16 protein-coding genes are annotated in these 20,444 nt (G+C 59.7%); 5 read left to right on the top strand and 11 right to left on the bottom strand.

Going from position 1 to position 20,444, the window contains the following annotated elements:
* Window positions 1-132: 132 nt before the first annotated feature.
* From FEZ60_RS04805 to FEZ60_RS04795, 3 genes are all read right to left on the bottom strand, one after another.
* Window positions 133-1,134, bottom strand: coding sequence for a GAF domain-containing protein (locus FEZ60_RS04805; RefSeq protein ID WP_172935662.1), 1,002 nt, complete (start codon window positions 1,132-1,134; stop codon window positions 133-135).
* A 94-nt stretch (window positions 1,135-1,228) separates the two neighbouring features.
* The gene (locus FEZ60_RS04800) at window positions 1,229-2,074 is read right to left on the bottom strand and encodes an SDR family NAD(P)-dependent oxidoreductase (RefSeq protein WP_172935661.1); all 846 of its coding nucleotides are present in this window, start codon (window positions 2,072-2,074) and stop codon (window positions 1,229-1,231) included.
* Between the two features lie 185 nt (window positions 2,075-2,259).
* Entirely contained in the window at window positions 2,260-3,108 is an 849-nt protein-coding gene (locus tag FEZ60_RS04795; RefSeq protein WP_172935660.1) for a LysR family transcriptional regulator, read from the bottom strand.
* Between the two features lie 91 nt (window positions 3,109-3,199).
* On the opposite strand from FEZ60_RS04795, the gene FEZ60_RS04790 reads away from it, so the two are divergent.
* From FEZ60_RS04790 to FEZ60_RS04775, 4 genes are all read left to right on the top strand, one after another.
* Window positions 3,200-3,943: an SDR family oxidoreductase gene (locus FEZ60_RS04790; RefSeq protein ID WP_202025751.1), complete on the top strand. Its 744-nt coding sequence runs from the start codon at window positions 3,200-3,202 to the stop codon at window positions 3,941-3,943.
* Window positions 3,831-4,196, top strand: a complete 366-nt coding sequence (locus FEZ60_RS32835) for an NAD(P)-binding domain-containing protein (RefSeq protein ID WP_346343329.1) — start codon at window positions 3,831-3,833, stop codon at window positions 4,194-4,196. Before FEZ60_RS04790 ends, FEZ60_RS32835 begins: the two co-directional genes overlap by 113 nt.
* 650 nt (window positions 4,197-4,846) lie before the next feature.
* Complete coding sequence (locus FEZ60_RS04780) at window positions 4,847-5,359, top strand: hypothetical protein (protein ID WP_172935659.1); 513 nt, start codon at window positions 4,847-4,849, stop codon at window positions 5,357-5,359.
* Window positions 5,356-7,044, top strand: coding sequence for a pentapeptide repeat-containing protein (locus tag FEZ60_RS04775; protein WP_172935658.1), 1,689 nt, complete (start codon window positions 5,356-5,358; stop codon window positions 7,042-7,044). Before FEZ60_RS04780 ends, FEZ60_RS04775 begins: the two co-directional genes overlap by 4 nt.
* Window positions 7,045-7,358: 314 nt before the next feature.
* Here FEZ60_RS04775 and FEZ60_RS04770 read toward each other — a convergent pair whose 3' ends face one another.
* The 8 genes from FEZ60_RS04770 to FEZ60_RS04735 form a co-directional block, all read right to left on the bottom strand.
* Window positions 7,359-7,979 carry a hypothetical protein gene (locus tag FEZ60_RS04770; protein WP_172935657.1) on the bottom strand — a complete coding sequence of 207 codons (621 nt, stop codon included), beginning with the start codon at window positions 7,977-7,979 and terminating at the stop codon, window positions 7,359-7,361.
* 158 nt (window positions 7,980-8,137) lie between these two features.
* Window positions 8,138-8,512, bottom strand: coding sequence for a hypothetical protein (locus FEZ60_RS04765; protein ID WP_172935656.1), 375 nt, complete (start codon window positions 8,510-8,512; stop codon window positions 8,138-8,140).
* 211 nt (window positions 8,513-8,723) lie between these two features.
* Window positions 8,724-10,307: a peptidoglycan DD-metalloendopeptidase family protein gene (locus tag FEZ60_RS04760; protein ID WP_172935655.1), complete on the bottom strand. Its 1,584-nt coding sequence runs from the start codon at window positions 10,305-10,307 to the stop codon at window positions 8,724-8,726.
* Window positions 10,304-11,140, bottom strand: coding sequence for a hypothetical protein (locus FEZ60_RS04755; protein WP_172935654.1), 837 nt, complete (start codon window positions 11,138-11,140; stop codon window positions 10,304-10,306). The genes FEZ60_RS04760 and FEZ60_RS04755 overlap by 4 nt, the downstream gene beginning before the upstream one ends.
* A 3-nt stretch (window positions 11,141-11,143) precedes the next feature.
* On the bottom strand, window positions 11,144-13,162 hold the full coding sequence (locus FEZ60_RS04750) for a hypothetical protein (RefSeq protein ID WP_242484444.1): 2,019 nt from the start codon (window positions 13,160-13,162) through the stop codon (window positions 11,144-11,146).
* Between the two features lie 86 nt (window positions 13,163-13,248).
* The gene (locus FEZ60_RS04745) at window positions 13,249-16,302 is read right to left on the bottom strand and encodes an ATP-binding protein (RefSeq protein WP_172935653.1); all 3,054 of its coding nucleotides are present in this window, start codon (window positions 16,300-16,302) and stop codon (window positions 13,249-13,251) included.
* A complete protein-coding gene (locus FEZ60_RS04740; RefSeq protein WP_172935652.1) occupies window positions 16,299-16,700 on the bottom strand; it encodes a hypothetical protein in 402 nt (133 codons plus the stop codon). The genes FEZ60_RS04745 and FEZ60_RS04740 overlap by 4 nt, the downstream gene beginning before the upstream one ends.
* A 44-nt stretch (window positions 16,701-16,744) precedes the next feature.
* Window positions 16,745-17,071 (bottom strand): hypothetical protein, encoded by a 327-nt coding sequence (locus FEZ60_RS04735; RefSeq protein ID WP_172935651.1) that lies wholly within the window; start codon window positions 17,069-17,071, stop codon window positions 16,745-16,747.
* A 1,219-nt stretch (window positions 17,072-18,290) separates the two neighbouring features.
* Between FEZ60_RS04735 and FEZ60_RS04730 the strand changes: the two genes are divergently transcribed.
* Window positions 18,291-20,402 (top strand): FtsK/SpoIIIE domain-containing protein, encoded by a 2,112-nt coding sequence (locus tag FEZ60_RS04730; RefSeq protein ID WP_172935650.1) that lies wholly within the window; start codon window positions 18,291-18,293, stop codon window positions 20,400-20,402.
* The last annotated feature ends 42 nt before the right edge of the window (window positions 20,403-20,444 follow it).

Below are 20,444 nucleotides of genomic sequence, written 5' to 3'. Positions count from 1 at the left end.
CGAAATCCAAAGTGGTGCAGCTATTCTTGAGAGGGAGACCTCGAATGTGCTTTCAGGACAGCATTTACCGTTTGGAATCCACTTTTGGGCCCCATCTGTAGATTCGTCGCCCTTTGTTTGCTCCTCGCGGTACTAAGGTGCGGCTCGGATCATGACCAGGCCCGCCGTTGTGTGCTGATCCAACACCATCAGCGATGCGTCCACATCGTAGGTCTGCCACTCACCGCTAAGTTGACGGAAACGTAATGCTCCCTGTGTCTTTCCCCTTGCCAACCCTTCCGACATCGCAAGTGCCACTCGGAGATCTTCCGGATGCATACCCGGTTCGATCTGATCGTCGACAGACTCCCACGCCAGCCCTGGAACGGGCTCCCCGATCCACCGGATCAGCCGCAATGTTTTCAGGTTAACAATGGCGCGATGCTCGCCCTCATTGGTGGCTGCTTCTAGAACCCGATACTCGAGGACAACAGGAGGAGGTGCAGATACAACGGAAAGCGCTGGGCCGATATCTTGAGTAATGCCACGCAGGATAACCTGTGATCGGCCATCTTTCGGATCGACTTCTAGGAGCATTCGACACGAGAAGTGAGCCGCTCTCAGCTCTTTGTCGTCCCGCTCAACCGTCCACACTGCTTGGTGAATTGTTCCTGGTTGCGAGTGAATGATCTTCGAAAGCGCTTCGCTTTCGTCATGGTTCGTGCGAAGCCTGGTGAATGCACCAGCCATTGCTTTCTCTGTGTGGCGCTCGGAGGACGGAACCCCGTAGAGATCCAACAAGTCGTCACTTCCGCTTGCTTTGCCTTCGGTGAGGTTGAAGATCCATGCTCCCGCTGGGTCTGGCGCTGGTACCTGTTCGCCAGGTCTGCCAGACCAGAAATACACGCCGTGCAGCCGTCCACTGAATGTAACGAGTGGTTTCGCGATAATTCGACGTCCGCCGTCAGCTGACGTCCGGTCGATTTGCTTAAGTGACGCCGCTACCTCAGCAATCACGCTTAGCGCGGTGTCGAATGAGCCGCTACCTTTGAGGACTTTGTCGAGTGCCATGAACCGGCGAGGCGTGCTCCCCACGCCGATGATGGACGGTGCAGCGTCCCCGAATATTTCGATCAACAACCATTTTGCAGCCACTGTCTATGTTCCTCTCCCCGCGGATGCGAACAGAAGAACACTACGCAAAACCTTGTCGAACTGTCACGACCAATATCGGGAACAAGGGCGCTAACTACAGGGATGAACGTCCTGTGCTTTGCCCTGACCGGGCGGAATTGAGCGCTGGCAAGATTCGTTGATAGCCGGCGCTTGAGATTCTTGTCACGACATCAATGAGTCGTGCATCTTTGCCGACCAGGATGCGAGATCTGCCTCGCTCCACCCCGCGTACAATGACGCGGGCGGCAAACTCGGGTTCGGTTCTGGCGATGTTCTTTTCGAACGATTCGATGACCGACATCCTGTCTAATGCGGCAGCCATTCGTGCGCTTCGCGCGATCGACGTTTTGACGCCTCCGGGGAAGGCGCACGTCACTTTAACTTGAGGGTGGTTGATTTGCATCTCCTGGTACAGCGACTCCGTGAATCCTCGTACGGCGAATTTTGCCGAGTTGTACGCTGCGTACCCCGGAGCTGACATTAGACCAAATGCGGATGAGACATTGACGATGTGTCCATGATCGGAACGAATGATGAAAGGTAGAAACGCCTTCGATCCGTTGACTACGCCCCAAAAGTTGACATTCATTACATGCTCGATGTCCGTAAACTCGGAATCAAGGATATCGCCGGAATACAAGATGCCTGCGTTGTTGAACACTGCATCGACGCCGCCAAATTTCTCGGAAGTTTCCACAGCGCAATCGTTCATCGCAGTCCGGTTTGTTACATCTATACTTGAGCTTAGATTCGAACTACCTTGAATCCCAATGATTTTCATAGTTTCGTCGAGTGCCTCTTGGTCGCGATCGATTAAGGATAGCAACGCGCCTTGTCTTGCCAATCTGAGTGATAGTTGTCGTCCAATTCCTGCGCCAGCACCTGTCACAACGACCACACGGCCCGCAAAGTAGCTCACGTACACACAATATCGAGGAACGCGCCGATGCTCGGCTTGAGACCCTGTGAGATTGCGAACCCCAGTCCGCGGAGAATCCGGAGCACTCGACTGAAGTTCGGGATCGGTTTGCACTCGCTTCGCTGTGTCGGGTGTGAAGCTGATCGTCTAAATCTTGACGGCTGTGGTGTTCAAGGCGCCACTGCCTACAAGCGGAGTGATGTCTGAACGAGCTCTGCGACGGCTCGGGACCGGCTGTGTGGTGGCCACGCGATGACTGTGGTGACTTGCGGTGCGTCCACGATCGGCACGGCGACGAGGTCATCGCGTAACTGCGAGCTGCAGGAGTCGGGCGCAATCATCAGGGTGCGTCCCAACGAGATGAGCTGCAGGAGTTGGGTGTGATCGCGGACTTCCGGGCCTGCGCCGTCAGCGTAGGTGCCGTCGGGTCTGGGCCAGCGCGGTGGTGGTAGGTCGGGCGCCTCGGATAGATCGCTGAGCTGTAGTTGTGTGCGCGTGGTTAGGGCGTGACCTGCGGGGAGGACAGCAACTTGTCCTTCGGTGCGGAGTTCCTCTGTGTCGAAACCCGCTGTCTCGTCGAAGGGTTGGTGAAGGATGGCCACATCGGCGCGACCGGTGCGGAGTTGTCGTTCTTGTTCGCCGGGGCCACAGAGCATTACGTCGACCGGGATCGATCCTGGCTCGGCGGCGTAGGCGTGGAGCAGTTTCGCCAGTAGCTCGCTGGAAGCACCAGCTTTAGTGGCTAAAACGATGCTGGCTTGACCTTCGGCGGCTAGTGCGGCGCGGCGCACGCGGCGCTCAGCAGCTTCTATCGCGTCAAGGGCTGCACGCCCTTCGTGCAGTAACACCTTGCCTGGGTCTGTCAGGGTCACTGAGCGGCTGTTGCGTTGTAGCAACGTGACGCCCAGTCTGCGTTCGAGTTGGGCGATCGCCCGCGACAGCGGAGGCTGAGCGATGCCTAGTCGTTGTGCCGCGCGGCCGAAGTGCAGCTCTTCGGCAACTGCGACGAAGTAGCGCATTTCTCGCGTTTCCATGTAGTCAGCCTATCCGTCGGAGAATTTGGTCGATACCTATGAGGTATCGCTCGTTACCCGATCGGTGTTGGACCGCGTCGGATGAACACCCATGATCGATTGCATGAGAAGAACAAAGATTGCTTTGGTGACCGGTGCAAATAAGGGCATTGGCTACGAGATCGCGCTCGGCTTAGGTGAACTGGGCTGGAGTGTCGGTGTCGGCGCCCGTGACGATGTTCGGCGTGAAGAGGCACTGGCCCGATTGCGCGATGAAGGCGTTGATGCTTTCGGTGTCCCATTGGACGTCACTGACGATGTCAGCGTTGCAGCGGCTGCTGATCTGATCGGAAGGCGCGTGGGGCGGCTCGATGTGTTGGTCAATAATGCAGGCATCACCGGCGGGTGGCCGCAGCAACCGAGCAGTGTGGATCCCGAAGTCGTTCGCGCGGTTGTAGAGACCAATGTTATCGGCGTCATTCGGGTTACCAACGCGATGTTGCCATTGCTACGTCACTCGGAAGCGCCGCGGATCGTAAACATGTCAAGCAGTGTCGGTTCGCTGACCCGTCAGGCCGGCCCCGCGAGTGAGACCACGACCGGACCTGTCGCGGTTGCTTATGCGCCTTCGAAGACTTTCTTGAATGCTGTGATGCTTCAATACGTTCAGGAATTGGCCGATACGAAGATCCTCATCAACGCTGCCTGTCCAGGCTTCGTCGCAACCGACTTGAACGGTTTCCGTGGCGTGCGCAGTCCGCGGGAAGGCGCGGCCACCGCGATCCGTCTGGCGACTCTTCCTGACGGAGGTCCTTCAGGTGGTTTCTTCGAGGACGCGGGCGAGGTGCCGTGGTGATCGCTGTCACCACTCACTAATCGGTTTAGGTCAACGGCCGTCGTCGATCCGGCGCCCGTCCAAGCCGAAGGGAAGTCAAATGAGTATCGCGATCCTCGGCACCGGCAAGGTCGGATCTGCTCTCGGTGCCCGCCTGGCATCGGTAGGGCACCACGTGGTTTACGGCTCGCGGACACCCACTGATGGAGCCGGCACCGTCAGTCAGCGGGAAGCTATGGCGGTGTCCCGCATTCGATCTACAGAAAGTCGATAGACACCGTTGCTGTAGGGGTGTCTACTCTGCCGCTCGCGGGTGCGTTGTGCGAGTGTGGAGCCATGCAAAACACAGCCCGCCCTCCGTGCTACATCGGCTCACATTGCGGCGCTGGTCATCGGCAAGGCGCGGGTATATCGGGATCAGGAACTGCATTTGGCAAGGGACAACTACGCCACCGACAAGAAGGCCGAGGTCCGCGAATGGCTGGCGGCGATCATTGAATCTATGCGCACTTCACCCCGGCGTCGACGCCGGGGATGAAGCTGGGCGAGGTGTAATTCTTCAATCATCGAACGTCAAGCGATCCACCGCGGAACTTCCCGCAGCATTCGCAACTTACGAGCAAGATCCGGGTCTTCATCAACAGGGGAATCCGCAGGCGCGGCCTTTCGCGTGCACTAACCGCCGAGTAGATCCTGGTGAAAGCTGACCGCAAAACAACTTCAAAATCGGGGCAACTAGTGCGTATAGGTTCTCACCGTGCTCAGTGCCCGGACAATGACCAGCGATAGCGTCACTGGGCTTCTGCGCGGTCTCCGAACCCAGATGCCAGCCAAAACCGGCTTAATGTCCATTCTTGACAACCAATCCTGCGACAACGGCGTGTTCAGGGGCTACAGATCACATGCGCCGTACATGATGAATCGGTGTTGAACACTACAGCTGATGCCGAACAGCCAAATCGGATCCGTAGGCAAGTAATCTGGGCAACGTTGATAACAGCGACCCTTGGCCTGGTCATGTTCTTGATCATGGCCTGGCTACAAATCGAGGCACCTCTCAGGTCGATGTGGTTTTCGAAGCCCGATGGAAATCAGTGGTTTGATGCTGCCCGCACGACCGTAACTATTATGGGAATAATAGGTATCGGTGGCGCAGCTTACCTTACCTATCGTCGGCAGCACACAACTGAGATGACCCACGGACACGAAATAAAAACATATCGGATCGATCGTCGCGACGCTACAGAACGTGATCTGAGAAGCAGATATACAGCATCAGTAAGTCAACTCGGTTCGGAATCTCCAGCAATACGTCTGGCGGGTGTATACGCTCTCGCATCACTCGCCGACGACTGGCATGCCGCTGGTGACGACGATGAACGTCAAGTTTGCATTGATGTCTTGCGCGCCTATTTAAGAATGGATCTTGAAAATTGAATCCGGATCAAAATTCAACTAGTGCCGACACCAGAGAACTAGAAGTGCGGCAGACAATAATCAACGTTATATTGCAACGCAAACACCTTACTGTCGAAAATCAAAAATCGTGGGCCAGCTGTTCAACAGAAATGGATCGATCAAAGCTCTCCAATGTAAATCTTACTGGCTTTAATCTATCAAATGTAAATTTGAAGAATTCCGACCTCGGTGAATCAATACTTGTCGACATCGACCTTTCTTGGTCGAATTTGTTTGGCGCACAACTCAAAAAAGCAACAATGTTTGGCGCAAATCTATCCTCTGCTAATCTGGCTAATTCTAACGCAGACCAAGCGGACTTAGTGGCATCGACCCTAGAGAAAACAGATTTTTCAGGCGCCACATTAGTCGGTGCGAATTTGCGAAATGCGCGAGCAGTCGAAGCAATTTTCTGCAACGCCGATCTGTCCCGAGCGGACCTAACGTTCGCAATCTTTAGTCATGCCAATCTTACCGACGCTAACTTAGTGGAGGCCACGCTAACAGAAATAGTTTTGCACAATGCCGTCCTAACCAACGCAAATCTGGCAGCAGCGAACTGCGCTGGAGCCAAGGCGCAGCGCGCAACACTGGTGGGGACAAATTTCACGGATGCAGATCTATTCGGCGCCAGTCTGAGTGAGGCCGACCTCACTACGTCCAACTTTACCAACGCAAATCTGACGGGTGCGGATCTGACAAACGCGAGGCTACGAAACTCGATGTTTGCTGGCGCGCAGCTGCGGCGATCAGACCTCACGAGCGCTGACCTAACAGCTATCGATCTTACTAACGCCGATCTCACGAGAGCCATCCTAGTCAACGTTGATCTGCGAAAATCAAAATCAACGAGCGCAGATTTTTCCGAATCAAACCTGTCCGACGCAAATCTCGCCGGGGGTGACTTCGCGAACACTGATTTCAGAAGATCAAACTTGAGCGGAACGATTTTAACGGGAACGAAGATGGGAAATTCTAATCTTTCATCGGCCAATATAATTAGATCGGAAATGCGCGATGCATATCTGGTGGGGGCGGATCTTACTTTCGCTAACTTAGAAGATGCGAATTTGGTAAACGTAAATTTTCGAGAAGCAAAATTGATCGACTGCATCTTAACCGGCTCCAACCTTAGAGGTGCGGATCTAAGTTCAGCGAGAATGGACGGAGCTATCCTTACCGATGCAAATCTACTTCGAGCGAACTTGGCAAACGCAGTCGCCCCAAAATCCACGCTCACGGATGCGGATCTGAGTGGGGCAATACTGACGGGCGCCGACTTCAGCAGTTCGATGCTTGATCATGCAATTCTTCAAGGAGCAAGTCTCGTTGATTCGAAATTCGTCGAAGCGAATCTAAGCTGGACAGACTTTAGCAATTCAGACTTGACTGCGGCTGATTTTTCGGCCTCAATATTGATCGAATCTAATTTCAAAAATGCCAACCTTTCACGATCAAATTTCACCGATGCTGCCATGTCGGGAGTGACGCTATCTGATGCAAATTTGACTGGTTGCTCTTTGAAAGGGGCCAAATTGAATGGAGCGAATCTGAATGGTTCCATACTCTCAAATGCGGACTTAATTGGAACGGACCTTTCTAATATTGTATGGGATGAGCACACGATATGGCCAATCAATTTTACGCCGCCGGCAGTAGTCTAATTGTTCATTCCAAGGCGCTAGACAATATTATTAAAGAAAGGAGAATTCGACCGGAAAAATTTAGCGAGTTTGCGATAGGCTTCTCTATCTACTGTTGCTGGCCGATCGTTATGGACCCTACCGGATCGTTCGATTGGTAGTGCTTGCCTTTGCATGAGGCTCCGGTGATGTTTCCGCTTGCAAGTGTTGGTTTGGACGTGAACGTACGCTGATTGTATTGGCATGAGCGCTTGACAGTTAGGCCGGTGCAGGTGGCCGCGTCAAGATCGACGCGCGTGGCGCCTGACTGCATGTGGTCGCGGGTGATCGGTCCTCTACTGCACCTGCTGGAGCGCGGCGTCGGCTTTCGGCAGGCTCGCGGTGTATTCGGTGGCAACGCTGTCCCTGTCCGTACTTGCGCGCGAGAACACTCTTTTACCGGGGTCATAGCCGCGCGGATCTGCGAATTGGACGGCGACTGCGAAGGCGACCGGATCGTTGCGGGTTTCGGGCGGCACCGTCGCTGCGACGTCCATGAAGTGCTGCACGGCTGCCTCCGTCGCCTGGTTGCTTTCTGCGCCACCCGGATAGCTGGATTGCCAACCGAACACATCGACCGTACGTGTCATCCCGGGCCCGCCGCCGCTGTTGCCCGCGTACCAGCCACTCTCGGCTTCCGCGGCAGCGAGCGCGCCAAGCACCATCGTCTTGTCGCCGCCTCGTCCCGTGACAATTCTGACGATCGACTCGACGGTGTAGTAGCGGCGCACGTCGACGTTGTCGTTGACGTCGATGGCCGGGATCTGAGGTGTGGCAGAGGTAGTTTCGGACTGCGGACTGGCATCGTTAACAACGTTGTCGTCTGCACATGCGGTGAGTCCGGCGCCGAGCGAGGCTGCTGCGACGACGATACCGATCATGCGGGTGACAGCAATAGTCCGTGTGGTGCGTTTCATTTGCATTCTCCTTCGATGGTGAACTGCCGGATTCTGTGCGTCCGGGAGTTCTGAAACCGTTTGTGCCTGTGTGATGTTGGGTGTTGAGGTCTTTGTGGATATGGACTTTCTTGATCGACGAGTGTTCACTTTTGGTGCGCTGGTCGCGTGTGTGTCGATCAGTAGCTGATGCTGTCGAGGAGCCACTGGTCACCTTCCTTGGTGAGCGTGACCCACACGGTGGTGTCAGGTGTGACCGTGGTGGTCTCGTGGCCGATGATTGCCGTCTGATGGATGCTGGCCACGCGGTGAATGCGGCTGTCGGTGTCAGGTGGGCAGCCCGAGCAGCCCACGTTCACGTCGGCAACGATTTTCGCGTTGTCGGAAGCCCACTGTCCCCATTGCACGCCGGGGCCGCGTTCGGTGTGGACGTCGACGAGTAGCGACTCTGCGAGAGACTCGGTGAACCAGTTCTGTGCGCGTGCGTAGGCATCGGTGGGGCTGCGGTCGGTGGCCGGGTACCAGGTGAAGGCGACGGAGAGTGCTTGATGCACAGTGTCTTCCGCTGCGTCGGTATCCGGGTTCGGCGGGACATCGACGACTGGGGAGGGTGTCGCCGTGGCGTCGTGACCGTGGACGGTGTTGCTGAGAAGGGGGCGGGTGCCGCGGTGCCGGTGTCCTCGCTCCCGAAGTCGGAGAACACGTGCACCAGCCCTGCGACGATCGCTGCGGCCATGGCGAGGAGAACGAGTTTGCGTGCGGTACTCACATGACCCTCCGGGCTTTCATATCGCTCTGTAACGGAGCTTGTTTGACGACGTCCCCGGTGGTGGGGGCGTGGATCATCTGGCTGTCTCCGATTGCTACTCCGACGTGGCCGGGACCGGATCCTGACCATGATCCGAAGACGAGGTCGCCGGGTTGTGCTTGGTTGATCGGGATCTCGATGCCGACTGTCCATTGCTGCTCTGAGGTGCGCGGCAACGTGACCTGGTTGCCGCTGCCTTTGTAGATGGCGTAGCTGGTCAGTCCGGAGCAGTCGAAGCCGCCGCCTGTGGTGCCGTTGATATTGCCGCCGCCCCACACGTACGGGGTGCCGATGTACTGGCGTGCGGCTTCGACGACCTGCGAACCGGAAGCAGATCCGGGGGAGATGACCAACTCGCCGCTACCTCCAGGTGCCGCGAACTCTGCTTCGTAGGCAAGGACTTTCGCGACGTACGGTTGTGTCTGGGTGGTGTAGTCGCCGCCGCTGGGCATGCCGCCGGCGTTCTTGACGGAGTATTCGCCGCCGTTGTATCCGGCGATGTAGAGCGAGCGCGGATCGCCTGTGACGGATCCGTCGGCGATCCAGCCGTCGACCTTCTTTGCGATTTCACAGAAGTACCGGCCCTGGGCCATGATCGCGTCCCCGTCATCCCAGATCGAGATCTTGCCGTTCCCGTCGTCGTCCTGGCCGTAGGAGGTGAACGTTGGGTCCATGAATTGCGTGATGCCCTTCGCGCCGTCTTTGGATTCCAGCCCGCGGACTAACCCGGACTCTGCTTTCGCATCCGCAGCCAGTAGTGACGGTGTGATCTGTGGGCACAGCGACCCTGCCTTGCGGAACCAGGGTTCCATCTCGGGAGGAACTGATCCGGCTTTGAGATCCCCGCCGCCGGCGACACCGAATCCGGCGCCGCAGTCGATCGAGGACGACGATGCGGCCAGGGCGATGTTCGGACTGCCGGCGCCGTCCTCACCAGCAGGTGAGGACGCTCCGCCGAGCTTGGTCAGCGGATCGATCGCGAATCCGCCTTGCAGTCGTCCTCCTTCCCAGTACTCGAAATGCAGGTGAGGGCCGGTGGATCCACCGGCGTTGCCGATGTTGGCGATATGGTCACCGGCTTTGACTTGCTGGCCGGGGGTGATGAGGATCCCGTCGGTGAACATGTGCCCGTAGACCGTGCTCACGGGCTTGTCGTCGACGAGCGAATCGATGACGATCCAGTTCTCGAATCCGACACCGGGTCCTTCACCGGAGGGGCCGGCTTTGACCGCGATGCCGTCGAGGGCGGCGTAGATCGGGGTACCGACGGGGCCGGCGAAGTCGACGCCTTTGTGCTCGGTTCCCCAACGGGGCCCGAACGGTGAGGTTTGCGTTGTCGTACCGGCTTTGGTGGGCTGAGTGATCGGCCCAGATGCTTTCAGTTCCGTTTTGCTGCTTGGTGATTCACTTGTGTCGCTCTCGCTCGGCGAGGTGCTGCCGCAGCGGTTCTTGGGGATGACCGGATCATGCGCGCACCCGGACAACCCCAGAACAGCGGTGGTGCCAGCGATGAGGATCAGCGCCACCGTCCGGCGCGTCACAGTGCCCCCGGTAGCGGGGTGTCGAGATCGGGGATCGGGATAGGACCCGGCACCGGGATCGGTGCGGGCTCTTGGCTTGCAGTCGGGCTGGGTGTCGAGGCTGCCGGTTCCGGCGTCGATGTCGACGCGGCGGGGGAGCTGGTCGTCGATCGTGGCGCCGCGGTGGTAGTGACCGTCTCGGAAGTCGGTGCACTAGCCAGCGACGGAGCACCGAGCTTGTCGACCTCACTGCGATCGAGCGTCGGCAACGGCGACTGCACCTGCCACACCGAACCCGATCCGGATTCAGCTGTTTTGAGGGTGATGCGAAGGTTGCCGACCTGCGTCGGCACAACGACCAGCACGGCGCTATCGCCGCCGGTACCGGCCACGCCTTCGCTCCGCGTCGGCCCGGTGATCGCCACCGGCACGAGCGGGCGGGCGTTGACGAGGGTCGCACTCGGTGCGTCGGCGGTGTGCTTGCCGAGCTTGGTTTTCCATTCGCTGTTGGAGAGCGATTGGTCGACGTAGGTGTGCGCGTATGTCATCGCTGTGGCCGGGGCGCTCTCGGCGACAGCAGCGACGGACTTTCCTGCGATGGCGGATTCGGTGACTTCGACCAGGTCGTAGGTGAGGTCGCCGGCGACCGCCGCATCAACAGACGCAGTCGCCGTGGTGGCGGTGATATCCGCTGCGGATGCCGTGTTCGCCGCGGTGGGGGACTGGCTGAACAGTGATCCGGCGACGAACAACACGGCGAACGCGGAGACGATCGTGATCGTCAGGTTGGTCCGTGAGTAGAGCACCCATCGCCGGATCGGCGCGAGTACGGGATTGGCTGTGTTGGTGGGCATCTGTCACCCCTGACCGTGGTCGGTAGCGCCTGCGGAGGTCAACGACGGCGTCCACAACCGCCCCGTCGACAGGGGCGGCGTCGACGGGACCGGCTGGGGTGTGGGTCTCGGAACCGACCTCTCCACGGAGGCATCGGCAGAGACTGGAGAGAATACCTTGGTCGGCGCGATGTTCGAGCGCGGCCCGCCGTCCCATGTCTCGCTCACCGACGAGGAGCTGCGTGCAGAGCCGCTCTCGGATCCGACAAGCTGCCTGGCGACTACGCTGCCTCTGTTGGTCGTCGGTATCTGGATCCGAGGCTTCACCGCTGCGTTGTCTGTGTCGGTTTCGGAGGGCTCACTCGTCTGGAGATCCCGTTTGGCGGCGTCGTGGGCTGATTCCCGTCGCGAATTCGTCAGCCGCTGTTGGCGATCCATCGCCTTGCGTGCTTCGACGCGGGACTGGTCGACTTCCTGGCGGCGGCGTTGGTTGAGCTCGCGTCCCTCCGGGCGTGACAGTGCCTCGCCGCTGTCCGCGCCGTCTCGAGTGTTGGTGTTGTAGCGGTCTTTCACGTTCTGCGAGACTCGATCGGCAGCAACACCGGCGACACCTGCGACGGCTCCCGTCCCACCCGTCGCTGCAGCGAAGAATGTCTTTTTCATCATCGACTGAGCGCCGCGCGCTTTGCGGTTGAGTGGGCCGGCTTTGTTCTGGGTGATTGTTTGCGACATCCGCTTGAACGGCTTCATGATCATCCAGCACACCCCGGTCAAGATGATCATGAACCACAACCGCCACGTACCGTCGACGATCCCGTTGCCGGTGTCGTAAAGCTTGACCAGCGCCATCAAGTAGAGGGCGATGACGATTGCGCCGACCACACCCCACATGTATGCCGTTGCGATGGCGCGGCATACCCGAGCGAGGGTGCCGCCGTGTATGGCAGCTAGCGGAACCCAGATCGGCGCGAACAGGATCGCTAGCCTGATGGCAAGTAGCGCAGTCAGTTTGAGGATCGAGGCTCCGATCCACAGGACGGACGGCATCATCAGTTTGATCATCGCCATGAATCCGGTGCCGGTGCGCCCGGAGTCCTTGCCCTGGAACTGGTTGTAGGAGAGGTTCAGTCCTTCGAGTTTCTTGATGATGTTGTCCTCGAAATCCTTTGCCTTCTTATCGGCCAGTTCGCTTGCGGCCTCGTTGTCATCGCTGATCTGGAGCTGCTCCGCGTACGAAAACGCCAAGGTGTCGCGCAGTTGCGGACCGAGTTGCAACTCGTTGTCGTTGAAGTTCGTTCCGAACCAGCCTTTGCGCCAGTCGTCGAGAAAGATTTTGTCGACCAACACGTTGCGTGGATCTGCGTCGTTTCCGGACACAGAGAGCATCTGCCCTTGGGTGTCGGTGATGATCGATCCGAAGGTGTCGTCGGCGATCTGAATCGCCTTCTGCGGTGCTCCGACGAACAACGCCCCGATCGCCAACGCGGCTCCGGCAATAGCGACAGTGCGAGTGACAGCGGCGGCATTGGATTTGAGCGCGTTCCACAGGAGCATCGCCGCAACTGCGGTCAGTGCGATACCCAGCCACATCCCGTAGACACCGAACATACCGTCGGCGATGGAGGAGACGATCTGGTCGAACTGAACCATCGCCGGAGCGATGCCGGCATCCTCAGCGGCTTGGCCGGTCTTGGTCTGGTCGTCGAGCCAGAATGCGGCGGCAGCGAATCCCTTGCCGATTGCCAGGAAAAGGTTGCCTGTTGACGTGTCTGCAACGGCGCGGGGCGCGTTGACCAGGTCATTGCCGCAGCCGAGATCGTAGGTGTGCCACGACAGGCCGGCCCACCCGTAGGTCTCGTAACCGGTGCCGCTCTCTTTCGGTGTGCGGTCCTTGCTCGAAGAATCGAATTCCGACGCCATGACCGAGTTCGGGTATTCGGGGGTAGGGACGTCCTTGCAGTCGAATCCGCCCGCCGATGCGGTCCCACCGCCACCGATCAGCGACAGCAGCCCCAATGCCAGAACCGTCAGAACGCGCCCCAAACGCCCACCCAACCGGTGACCGCGCCCCCGACGGGGCTCAACTTGGGTGTTCCCAATCGCGGGCACAGGGCGGCGTTCGAGGGTAATCATGCTGGCCCGCCGAGTGCGTTCTTCGACGACGAGGAGTTCAGCGCCTCGAAGACATGTGCGAGATGCACGTAGTGGATCCAGCTCGAGCGCACCAACTCGACGTCGTCGGCCATCCGAATCATCCAGCGTCGTGCTTGATCCTGGTACGAGGTGTCGGTGTCCTCGTCGAGAGTGTCTTCACCGCCGCTTCCCAGTTCGGCGAGGAACTGCTCGAAGCCTTGCTCTGCAGGGAGTTTGAGCAGTTTCAGGGCGCCCGCGATCGCATGGGGATCGCCGCCGACGTCGCCGACGAACACTTCGTAGGTCAGCGCGGTCTTGTCGTCGCTGCCGTCCAATCCGAGGAAGTCGTCCGGGAGTTGCGAGCAGACGAGCGCGCGGAGCAGGTACTTGCGTGAGTCGCGTGCAATGCGCAGGTTCAGGGTGCGGCCGGCACCGGTGGATTCGAGGTACTTGTTTTCGTCGAGGAAGAGCACTTTGCGGACGTGGCGCGGCTTTTCGTAGACGAGACGGTTCGCCAGCCACGCGGCCATGTGCATCAGGGGTGCGGTCATGCGCTGCTGGGGAGTCCACTGCGAGGATGGTGTGCCCTCGGGCGGTAACTGCAGGCCGGGCATCGTCAAGATGGTGAGGCGGATGTCGTTGTCGAAGGAATCGGCGCCGCTGCCGATCGTGCCTTCTTCGGGGAAGAGCACACGAGCTTCGGTGAGCCTGGACATCAATTCGAGCTGCTGATACAGCCCACTCGCGCATGTCCTGACCGCTTGATCCGGGTTGTTCTCACTGATGGTCTCGATCGCGGCCAGCACTTCGCGGAGGTTGTGGTCGCTGTCGCCGCCGACCATGTTCGCCGCCAAATGCAGAACCGGTTCGGTGTGCTCTTGATGCAGATGACGTTCGGTGAGCATCATCTTCAGGACCGAGACAGCGACCTCGACACGTTCCGCTTCGGCGGCACGCTTGTCGGCAGCGAACTTCGATTGCGCCGCTGCATGCGGATCGGCGTCGCGCGCGAAATCAGGGTTGGCGGCGTCGTATTCGGGGTCCTCGCGCCGGGGGTTGGTGATCACCCGGTACGGGTTCAACGCTCCCGCGCGTGAGTCCCGACCCGTGAGTGCGTAGACGCGGGCGATATCGCGGAATTCGGGGAGACTCGCCAGCTTCGACAAGGGTCCGGACGGGTCGAGAACGACCCCGTAGGCGCCGGCGCGCACCGCCTGATACACGATCATGCCGGCGAGAAACGTCTTACCCGATCCAGGCACAGCGACGATCGGAGTCAGCCCCGACTTGTGTTTCCTTTCGTGGGCGGCGAACAGATCCCAGATCACCGGTCGCGGAGAGATCGAGGAGGTCTCACCGAGTACGACACCGCGCCGGTCACCGATGCGGTCGCTGACCGTGGCCATGCCGGCGGCGACAGCTTCGACGTCCATCCGGCGAGCATGGGCGATGTTCGCCTGCGGCTCGCCGGGAATGAACTCGCGCAGCAACTGGTACTGGCCGTGCTCGTGTTCGAGCGCGATGTGCGGGGAGTACATCTCTTGCAGAGCGGAGACCTTCTGTCGAACATCGTCCGGACTGGTGCCGACGACGGCGACTCGGTACCAGCCGGTGGTGCGCGTCGCGAGTCCTGAATGGTCTTCCTCGACATCGGAGATCACGTTCTGCGCGCGAGCGTGCTGCTGTGCCAACTCTTTCGGTGGCACCTGATCGTGTTCGACGGTGTAGTGGTCGAATTGGCTTTCGATCTTGCCGGTGAGGGAGCGCATCTTGCGGATGGTCGATGCTTTGTCGTGCAGTTCGATTCGATCCGACCACTCCTGCGGCTCCCCGGAAGGGTCGCCGATGATCTGCCACGGGAGCATCCGTTCGGGGATCGGCAGCGGTGCCATGCGCCCGACCGTCAACACGATCACCACACCGGTGTACGTGCGGCCGTCGACCACACCGGAGACGGTGGTGTAGCCGTCACCCGGGGTCAGGGACAGGTCGGTGAGATCTTCGAGGGCCGCGACGTCGGTCTCGGTCCAGTCGCCGCCGCCCGCGATCGTTCCACTCGCTTCGAGAGGGAGACCGATCGTTGCGGAGCGGCGAAGCAGGTAATCGATCGCAGTAGGGGACGCGGGAACAGCTTTCGCGCCGCGGCCCGACATGATCCGCTCCAACGCTGCGAGGTGATCCGCGAGCGCCTTCTGCTCGCGCTCGAAGGCGTCATCGGCCCACCGGTTCACCCACGTGCAGACCTGGCCGAGTAGAGGCCAGTCGGCCGTGTACCGCAGCGTTCGAGCAGTCCAATCCAAACCTCGCCCGAGCCCGGAACGCTCGGGTAGTTCGATGCCCCAGTAGCGGCCCTTCATTGTTGCGTTCGACCACAACATCGCGTGCTGCTGACCGCGCAGGTAATCCGCCCACGACAGCGCGCCGGGCACATCCGGAATGGGTGTGGCCCAGGCGTTGTGGTCGATCGCCCACTGCGTCACCGGGAACGGGGTGCGCACCAGTCGGCGGTGCAGCTTGCGCACGCCTGCTTTCTGCAGGTTGGTCAAGATCATCGCTTCGTCCTGGATGAAGCGGCGTTGCTTACCGGTGGTGCGGAAATTCCAGGGTCCTTGCTGCTGCCAGAACCACGCCGTTGACGTTGTCGCGGTTCGGGTGATGTTGGCAGAAGTGCCGGTCAGTTTCAGGTGGACGTCCTTGCGTTCGCGCTCCACTCGCTTCTTCGCGGCATCTTTCTCGCGATCGGTGGCAGACTTGCGTGCCTTCTTCGTGGTCCGGCCGCGGCGACCACGACGTCGCATGATCTTCTCTGCGACCTGCTCGGGATCGGTAAACTGCGTTGGCTGGGTGTCCTCGTCGTAGTCGTCTTCGCCGCTGTCGTCGTATTTCGGAACCGGTGTCGGGTCCGCTTCGGACCATGCTTGTTCGGGACGGCGCGCACTCGACTGCGCAGCTGCCCACGACGGCGGTAGCGAGCCTGGAAGAACCACCGGAACCGGATCCTCGACCTTCGGGTCGAACAGTGCGGCAATGTCGTTGTCGTGAAGGGTCATCGGTGATCCTCACCGTCGAAATGGGCACAGGCGTCGGACGTGGATGCGTGTTTGCTAAGCCGTGCCGGTAGCGCCACGAACACGGTCTTGCCGGCCTTCGGGGGACGCGGAGCAGCGAGGTCGTTGAGAGCGGCCTTGAACACCGAACGCAGTGGCCGGTCGGGGGTGACGAATTTAGCGATGCGGGTAGTGATCCACACCGTGATCAGTGCGAGCACCAGAAGGGTTTTGAAGCCGAGTGGTACATGCAAAATTCCCCGAGCGATCACGAACACCACGACGAATGCGGACGCGCCGACGAGGCCGGCGGTGTAGCGGATCCGGACCGGCAGGGGATAACCGGTCGGACCGAGATAGTGCCGGTCTACGCGGTACATCAGGTCGTCGTTGTCGATCACTGTGTGCTCCGTTCGTGTGGTCTCGGGGTGAATATCGGGAGGGGCTACGTCTGAATGCCGACGAGGCCGAGGATCCAGTTGCCGATCCCGGTGGCGGCGGATTCCGAGGTCGCGATCCCGAGATATGCGAGTCCGAACAGACCCAGTCCGCCGACGGTGAAGACTCTCGAGAGATTGCCTTTGAGTCCGCCGACGAGAACCACACACGCGAGTGCGATCAGGATCGTGAACACCACGTTGTCCTTGATCCACGCCCGCAATCCGCCGGTGTTGACGTCCGTCGATTGCGCGAGAGTGACGACATCCGCAGGGGCAGGTGGGTGCGCCGTCGCGACCGACAGGTCGATCACAGTGGAAGCGATAGAAAACATGAACACTCTCCAACAGTTGAAAACCAGATCCCACGAATGTGGTTGCGCGGGAACATAGAAGAAGTGGTGCTTCGACTTCAAGGCGCCTGTGGATAACCTCTTCGATTCCAGTGAGTGCGCATCGGGTTCGGTGCAACTCCGTGCGCTGTGGTGGACGAGTCATGCTCAGTGAGAGGTTCTTCGGCTCGCGTATGCCGGTTTCTGTCGAGTGGTTGCGGGTCCTTCCATCGTTGCTGGGAGGGGTTTCGTCAACGGGTAGAGCAGTGGAGGGTGTGTTCGCAGGTGGTCGCGCGGGGTTCGGAGCGTTGTGTCGACAGTGGTGGTGATGAGTCTGTGGATACTTTTCTGGCATGGTGCCATCAGAGTCCTGCGGAAGGGATTTGTCGCAGAGGTGGATTCGACCACTCATGGGCGGGGGTGATGAAGCCCGTCGCGAAGGGCTGTGGAACGCCGCCATGAGTGAGCGAAGTGTGGGGGTGCGGAGAAGTGGGAACTCATCGGTCCAGACGCCCGCGGATGTTGTCGTTCAAGTACCAGCGTTGGCAGGTGTGAAGTGAGGTAGTTTCAGGGGGTAATTTTGCGGGGTTCCGAAATGGTGTGTGAAACGGGTGTATTCACCGTTCCCCCTCCGGGGGTCACTGCCGCTTTCCGGCCCTCTGGGCCGGAAAGCGGCAGTGTAGTCATGAAAATTGCTCCGCGCCAACTCTTTTCGGGAACTGCTGGTCGGAGGGTTGCTTTCGGGTGTTGATCGCCGGACCAAGATCACGGCGCGAACAGTCGCCATCGGGGTGATCGAGACCCGTTTCAGGCAGGGTTGAAAGGCGACTGACGACGCTGCGACTGGGGTCCGAAATTCGCGGTTGAAGACGGTGCGCAGAGGTGTCTTCGGCGCTTTGATTTCAGTGCCTCGCAATACCCTTCGAAGTACTCGAATCAAGATCATTTCCGTCGCCGTTTCACCCCTTGCGGAGCGGAGGATTCCACGGTTCGCGGCGGGTTTATCCAGTGCCGCAATCGGTATCGGTGAAAGCTGTCATCGACAGAGTTTCGGTGCTGTCCATCCGTATGCGGGGAACAGGTGTCAGAGAGTCGGCTGGAGGCTAGGAAAAAAGTTATCCACAGGCGCCTTGAAAATCTTTTCCCGACTCTGCGAAGGTGCTCCCACAACACACCCGGCGCGACCTGTAGAGGGGTGCGAATCGAGCGAAAGGAGCAGTCGATGGGCAGAGGTCAGCACGACCCCCTCAAGGACTTCCTCGTCGACCTGTTTAGCTCCGAGAAGACAACAGGGCAGCCCGGTAAATCGGAGAAACCTGTGGTCGGCAAGTACAGCGCGATCGCGCCATTGATTGTCATCGCAACAGCTTTCGCGTTCTACGTTCCACGACTTGTCGAGTTGACCGGGCAAGCACCCGAAAGCCAGGGCGCTATCGCAGCCGCGTCGATTCACGGCTACCGCTGGCTCCTCCTGCTCGCCACCCTCGCACTGATCGCATTCGACGTCGTGCGGTTCATCTCGCACCGTCACCGCGTTCGGCTCGATGCCCACGTACGACAAGCCACCCGGCACCTTCCGGTGAAGGTCACCGTCGGATTCCCGCCCGGTATTGGCGCGTTGCGCAACGCCAAGATCAAACTTCCTCGCGGAGCGATCATCCGTCCGAAAGAGATGGACGAATTCACCAGTGCAGTACGTGCTTCCGTAAACCGGCGATCAGGGAAGTGGACCCACATGGTTGCTCATCAAGCGCACCGCGATCAGATCGTCATCACCCGCAAGCAAGTCGAACCCGACACCCGCTCCGATCGCCACCGGGTCCTCGAACAGGTCCTCGTGGGCGGACCGCTCAAGGACGCGGCCGTCACGGTCGACTCGTACGACGAGGACGGTTCCGAGACCGGCTACAAGATCACCTACAGCCAGTCGATGTCGAGCGGCGTGCACGGGTTCCAGCGCAAAATCGACGAGGCTCTCACCTCCCTCGCCGGAACCCACGAGTCAGGCCGCACCTGGGCGACGCAATGGTTCCCGTCCGAAGGTTTTCTTCTGATGATGTTGCGTGCTCCGCTACCCACACGTGTCGATCATCCACTCGAACTTGTCGACGAGAATCTGCGCCACCTTCCCTATGCGACAGCGGCATCGGATCTGACCATGTTCTGGGACATTTCCACGAAGTCGAACAAGCCGCATTGCCTGATCGTCGGCCCGACCGGCGGCGGCAAGACGTCGGTTATCCGCACACTGCTCACAGAAGCTGCGCGCCGCGGAATTCCGTTCCTGGGCGTCGATCCGAAGATGATCGAACTCGACGGACTCGAGGGGTATCCCGGTTGCGCTGCAATCGTCTACGACGCTGTCCGCTCGGCAATGCTGGTGCGCGCGCTGCACTGCGAGATGATGGCCCGCAATCACTACGTGCACGTGAAGAAGATCGAGCCCTCGGAGCTTCCGCTTCTGATCACCGTGCTCGACGAATTCTTCATCCTCTCCGGCAAGTGGCAGCGACTGGCGAAGACCGGTGACGACGAGACCCGCGAGATGCTCAAGGAACTCGATCCGCTCGGTGCGTGGGCCGATCTCGCGGTGCTCGCACGATCCGCTGGTATCCGCTTGTTGCTTGGTGTGCAGCGTCCCGACGCGTCACTGTTCGGCGGCGCCTCTGGTAACGCACGCGACAACTTCGGCACCCGAATTTCGCTCGGTAATCTTTCGCAGGACGGCGCGATGATGCTGTGGGGAGACTCGCAAGTCGGCCGCGAAATCGACACCTCCGTTCCCGGTCGTGGTGTGGCATTGGGCAACGACGGCTCTCCCGTGGATGCGCAGATGTGGTGGACCCCGAACGTCGACCCCCACCCGAACAAGTGGAATCAGCTTTCGGACTCCGAGAAGGCGATCATCAACGGGCTCCGGCCACAGGTGGAACCGCAGATTGCGTTCTACTCGAAAGAGTTGCGCCAGTTCGTCGAATCCGAACGCTCGATGGCCACGCCAGCGCGCGAACGCGGCTACGCCCCGGAGCCGACGCAGCTCGGCGAAGACCACACGGATCAGGCCGTTTCTGCCGCAGCCGTGGACGACGATGTCGATGCGATTCCGGCTCACTCGGTGACCGAAGGAATGACGATCCTCGTTACCGGCGAGGACGGAACCGAACACGAGGCAACAGTCTTCGCCGTGACCGTCATCCGCAACAAGGACACCGGCGATGTCACCGAAACCACGATCACCGTGGGCGGCACCGGACGGGTGAAAAACCACATCACTTACGGGCCGCACGAAGTGGTGTTCCTACCGGAGCCGGACAAGGTCCTCGAGTCCGTGTGACCCCTGAACGCTCCACCCCCGAAACCCTCGAAACACCACAAG

The organism is Rhodococcus sp. MS16 (genome assembly GCF_013277795.1).
Classification (GTDB): Bacteria; Actinomycetota; Actinomycetes; order Mycobacteriales; family Mycobacteriaceae; genus Rhodococcus_F; species Rhodococcus_F globerula.
The sequence above is the reverse complement of the archived record's forward strand: the minus strand, read 5'-3'. Positions and strand labels throughout refer to the sequence as shown.

What these genes read in the sequence shown, in the direction of transcription:
- FEZ60_RS04795 (WP_172935660.1), bottom strand. Translation starts at nt 3,108, where the DNA reads ATGGAAACGCGAGAAATGCGCTACTTCGTCGCAGTTGCCGAAGAGCTG.
- FEZ60_RS04790 (WP_202025751.1), top strand. Translation starts at nt 3,200, where the DNA reads ATGATCGATTGCATGAGAAGAACAAAGATTGCTTTGGTGACCGGTGCA.
- FEZ60_RS04745 (WP_172935653.1), bottom strand. Translation starts at nt 16,302, where the DNA reads ATGACCCTTCACGACAACGACATTGCCGCACTGTTCGACCCGAAGGTC.
- FEZ60_RS04735 (WP_172935651.1), bottom strand. Translation starts at nt 17,071, where the DNA reads ATGTTTTCTATCGCTTCCACTGTGATCGACCTGTCGGTCGCGACGGCG.
- FEZ60_RS04755 (WP_172935654.1), bottom strand. Translation starts at nt 11,140, where the DNA reads ATGCCCACCAACACAGCCAATCCCGTACTCGCGCCGATCCGGCGATGG.
- FEZ60_RS04730 (WP_172935650.1), top strand. Translation starts at nt 18,291, where the DNA reads ATGGGCAGAGGTCAGCACGACCCCCTCAAGGACTTCCTCGTCGACCTG.
- FEZ60_RS04770 (WP_172935657.1), bottom strand. Translation starts at nt 7,979, where the DNA reads ATGAAACGCACCACACGGACTATTGCTGTCACCCGCATGATCGGTATC.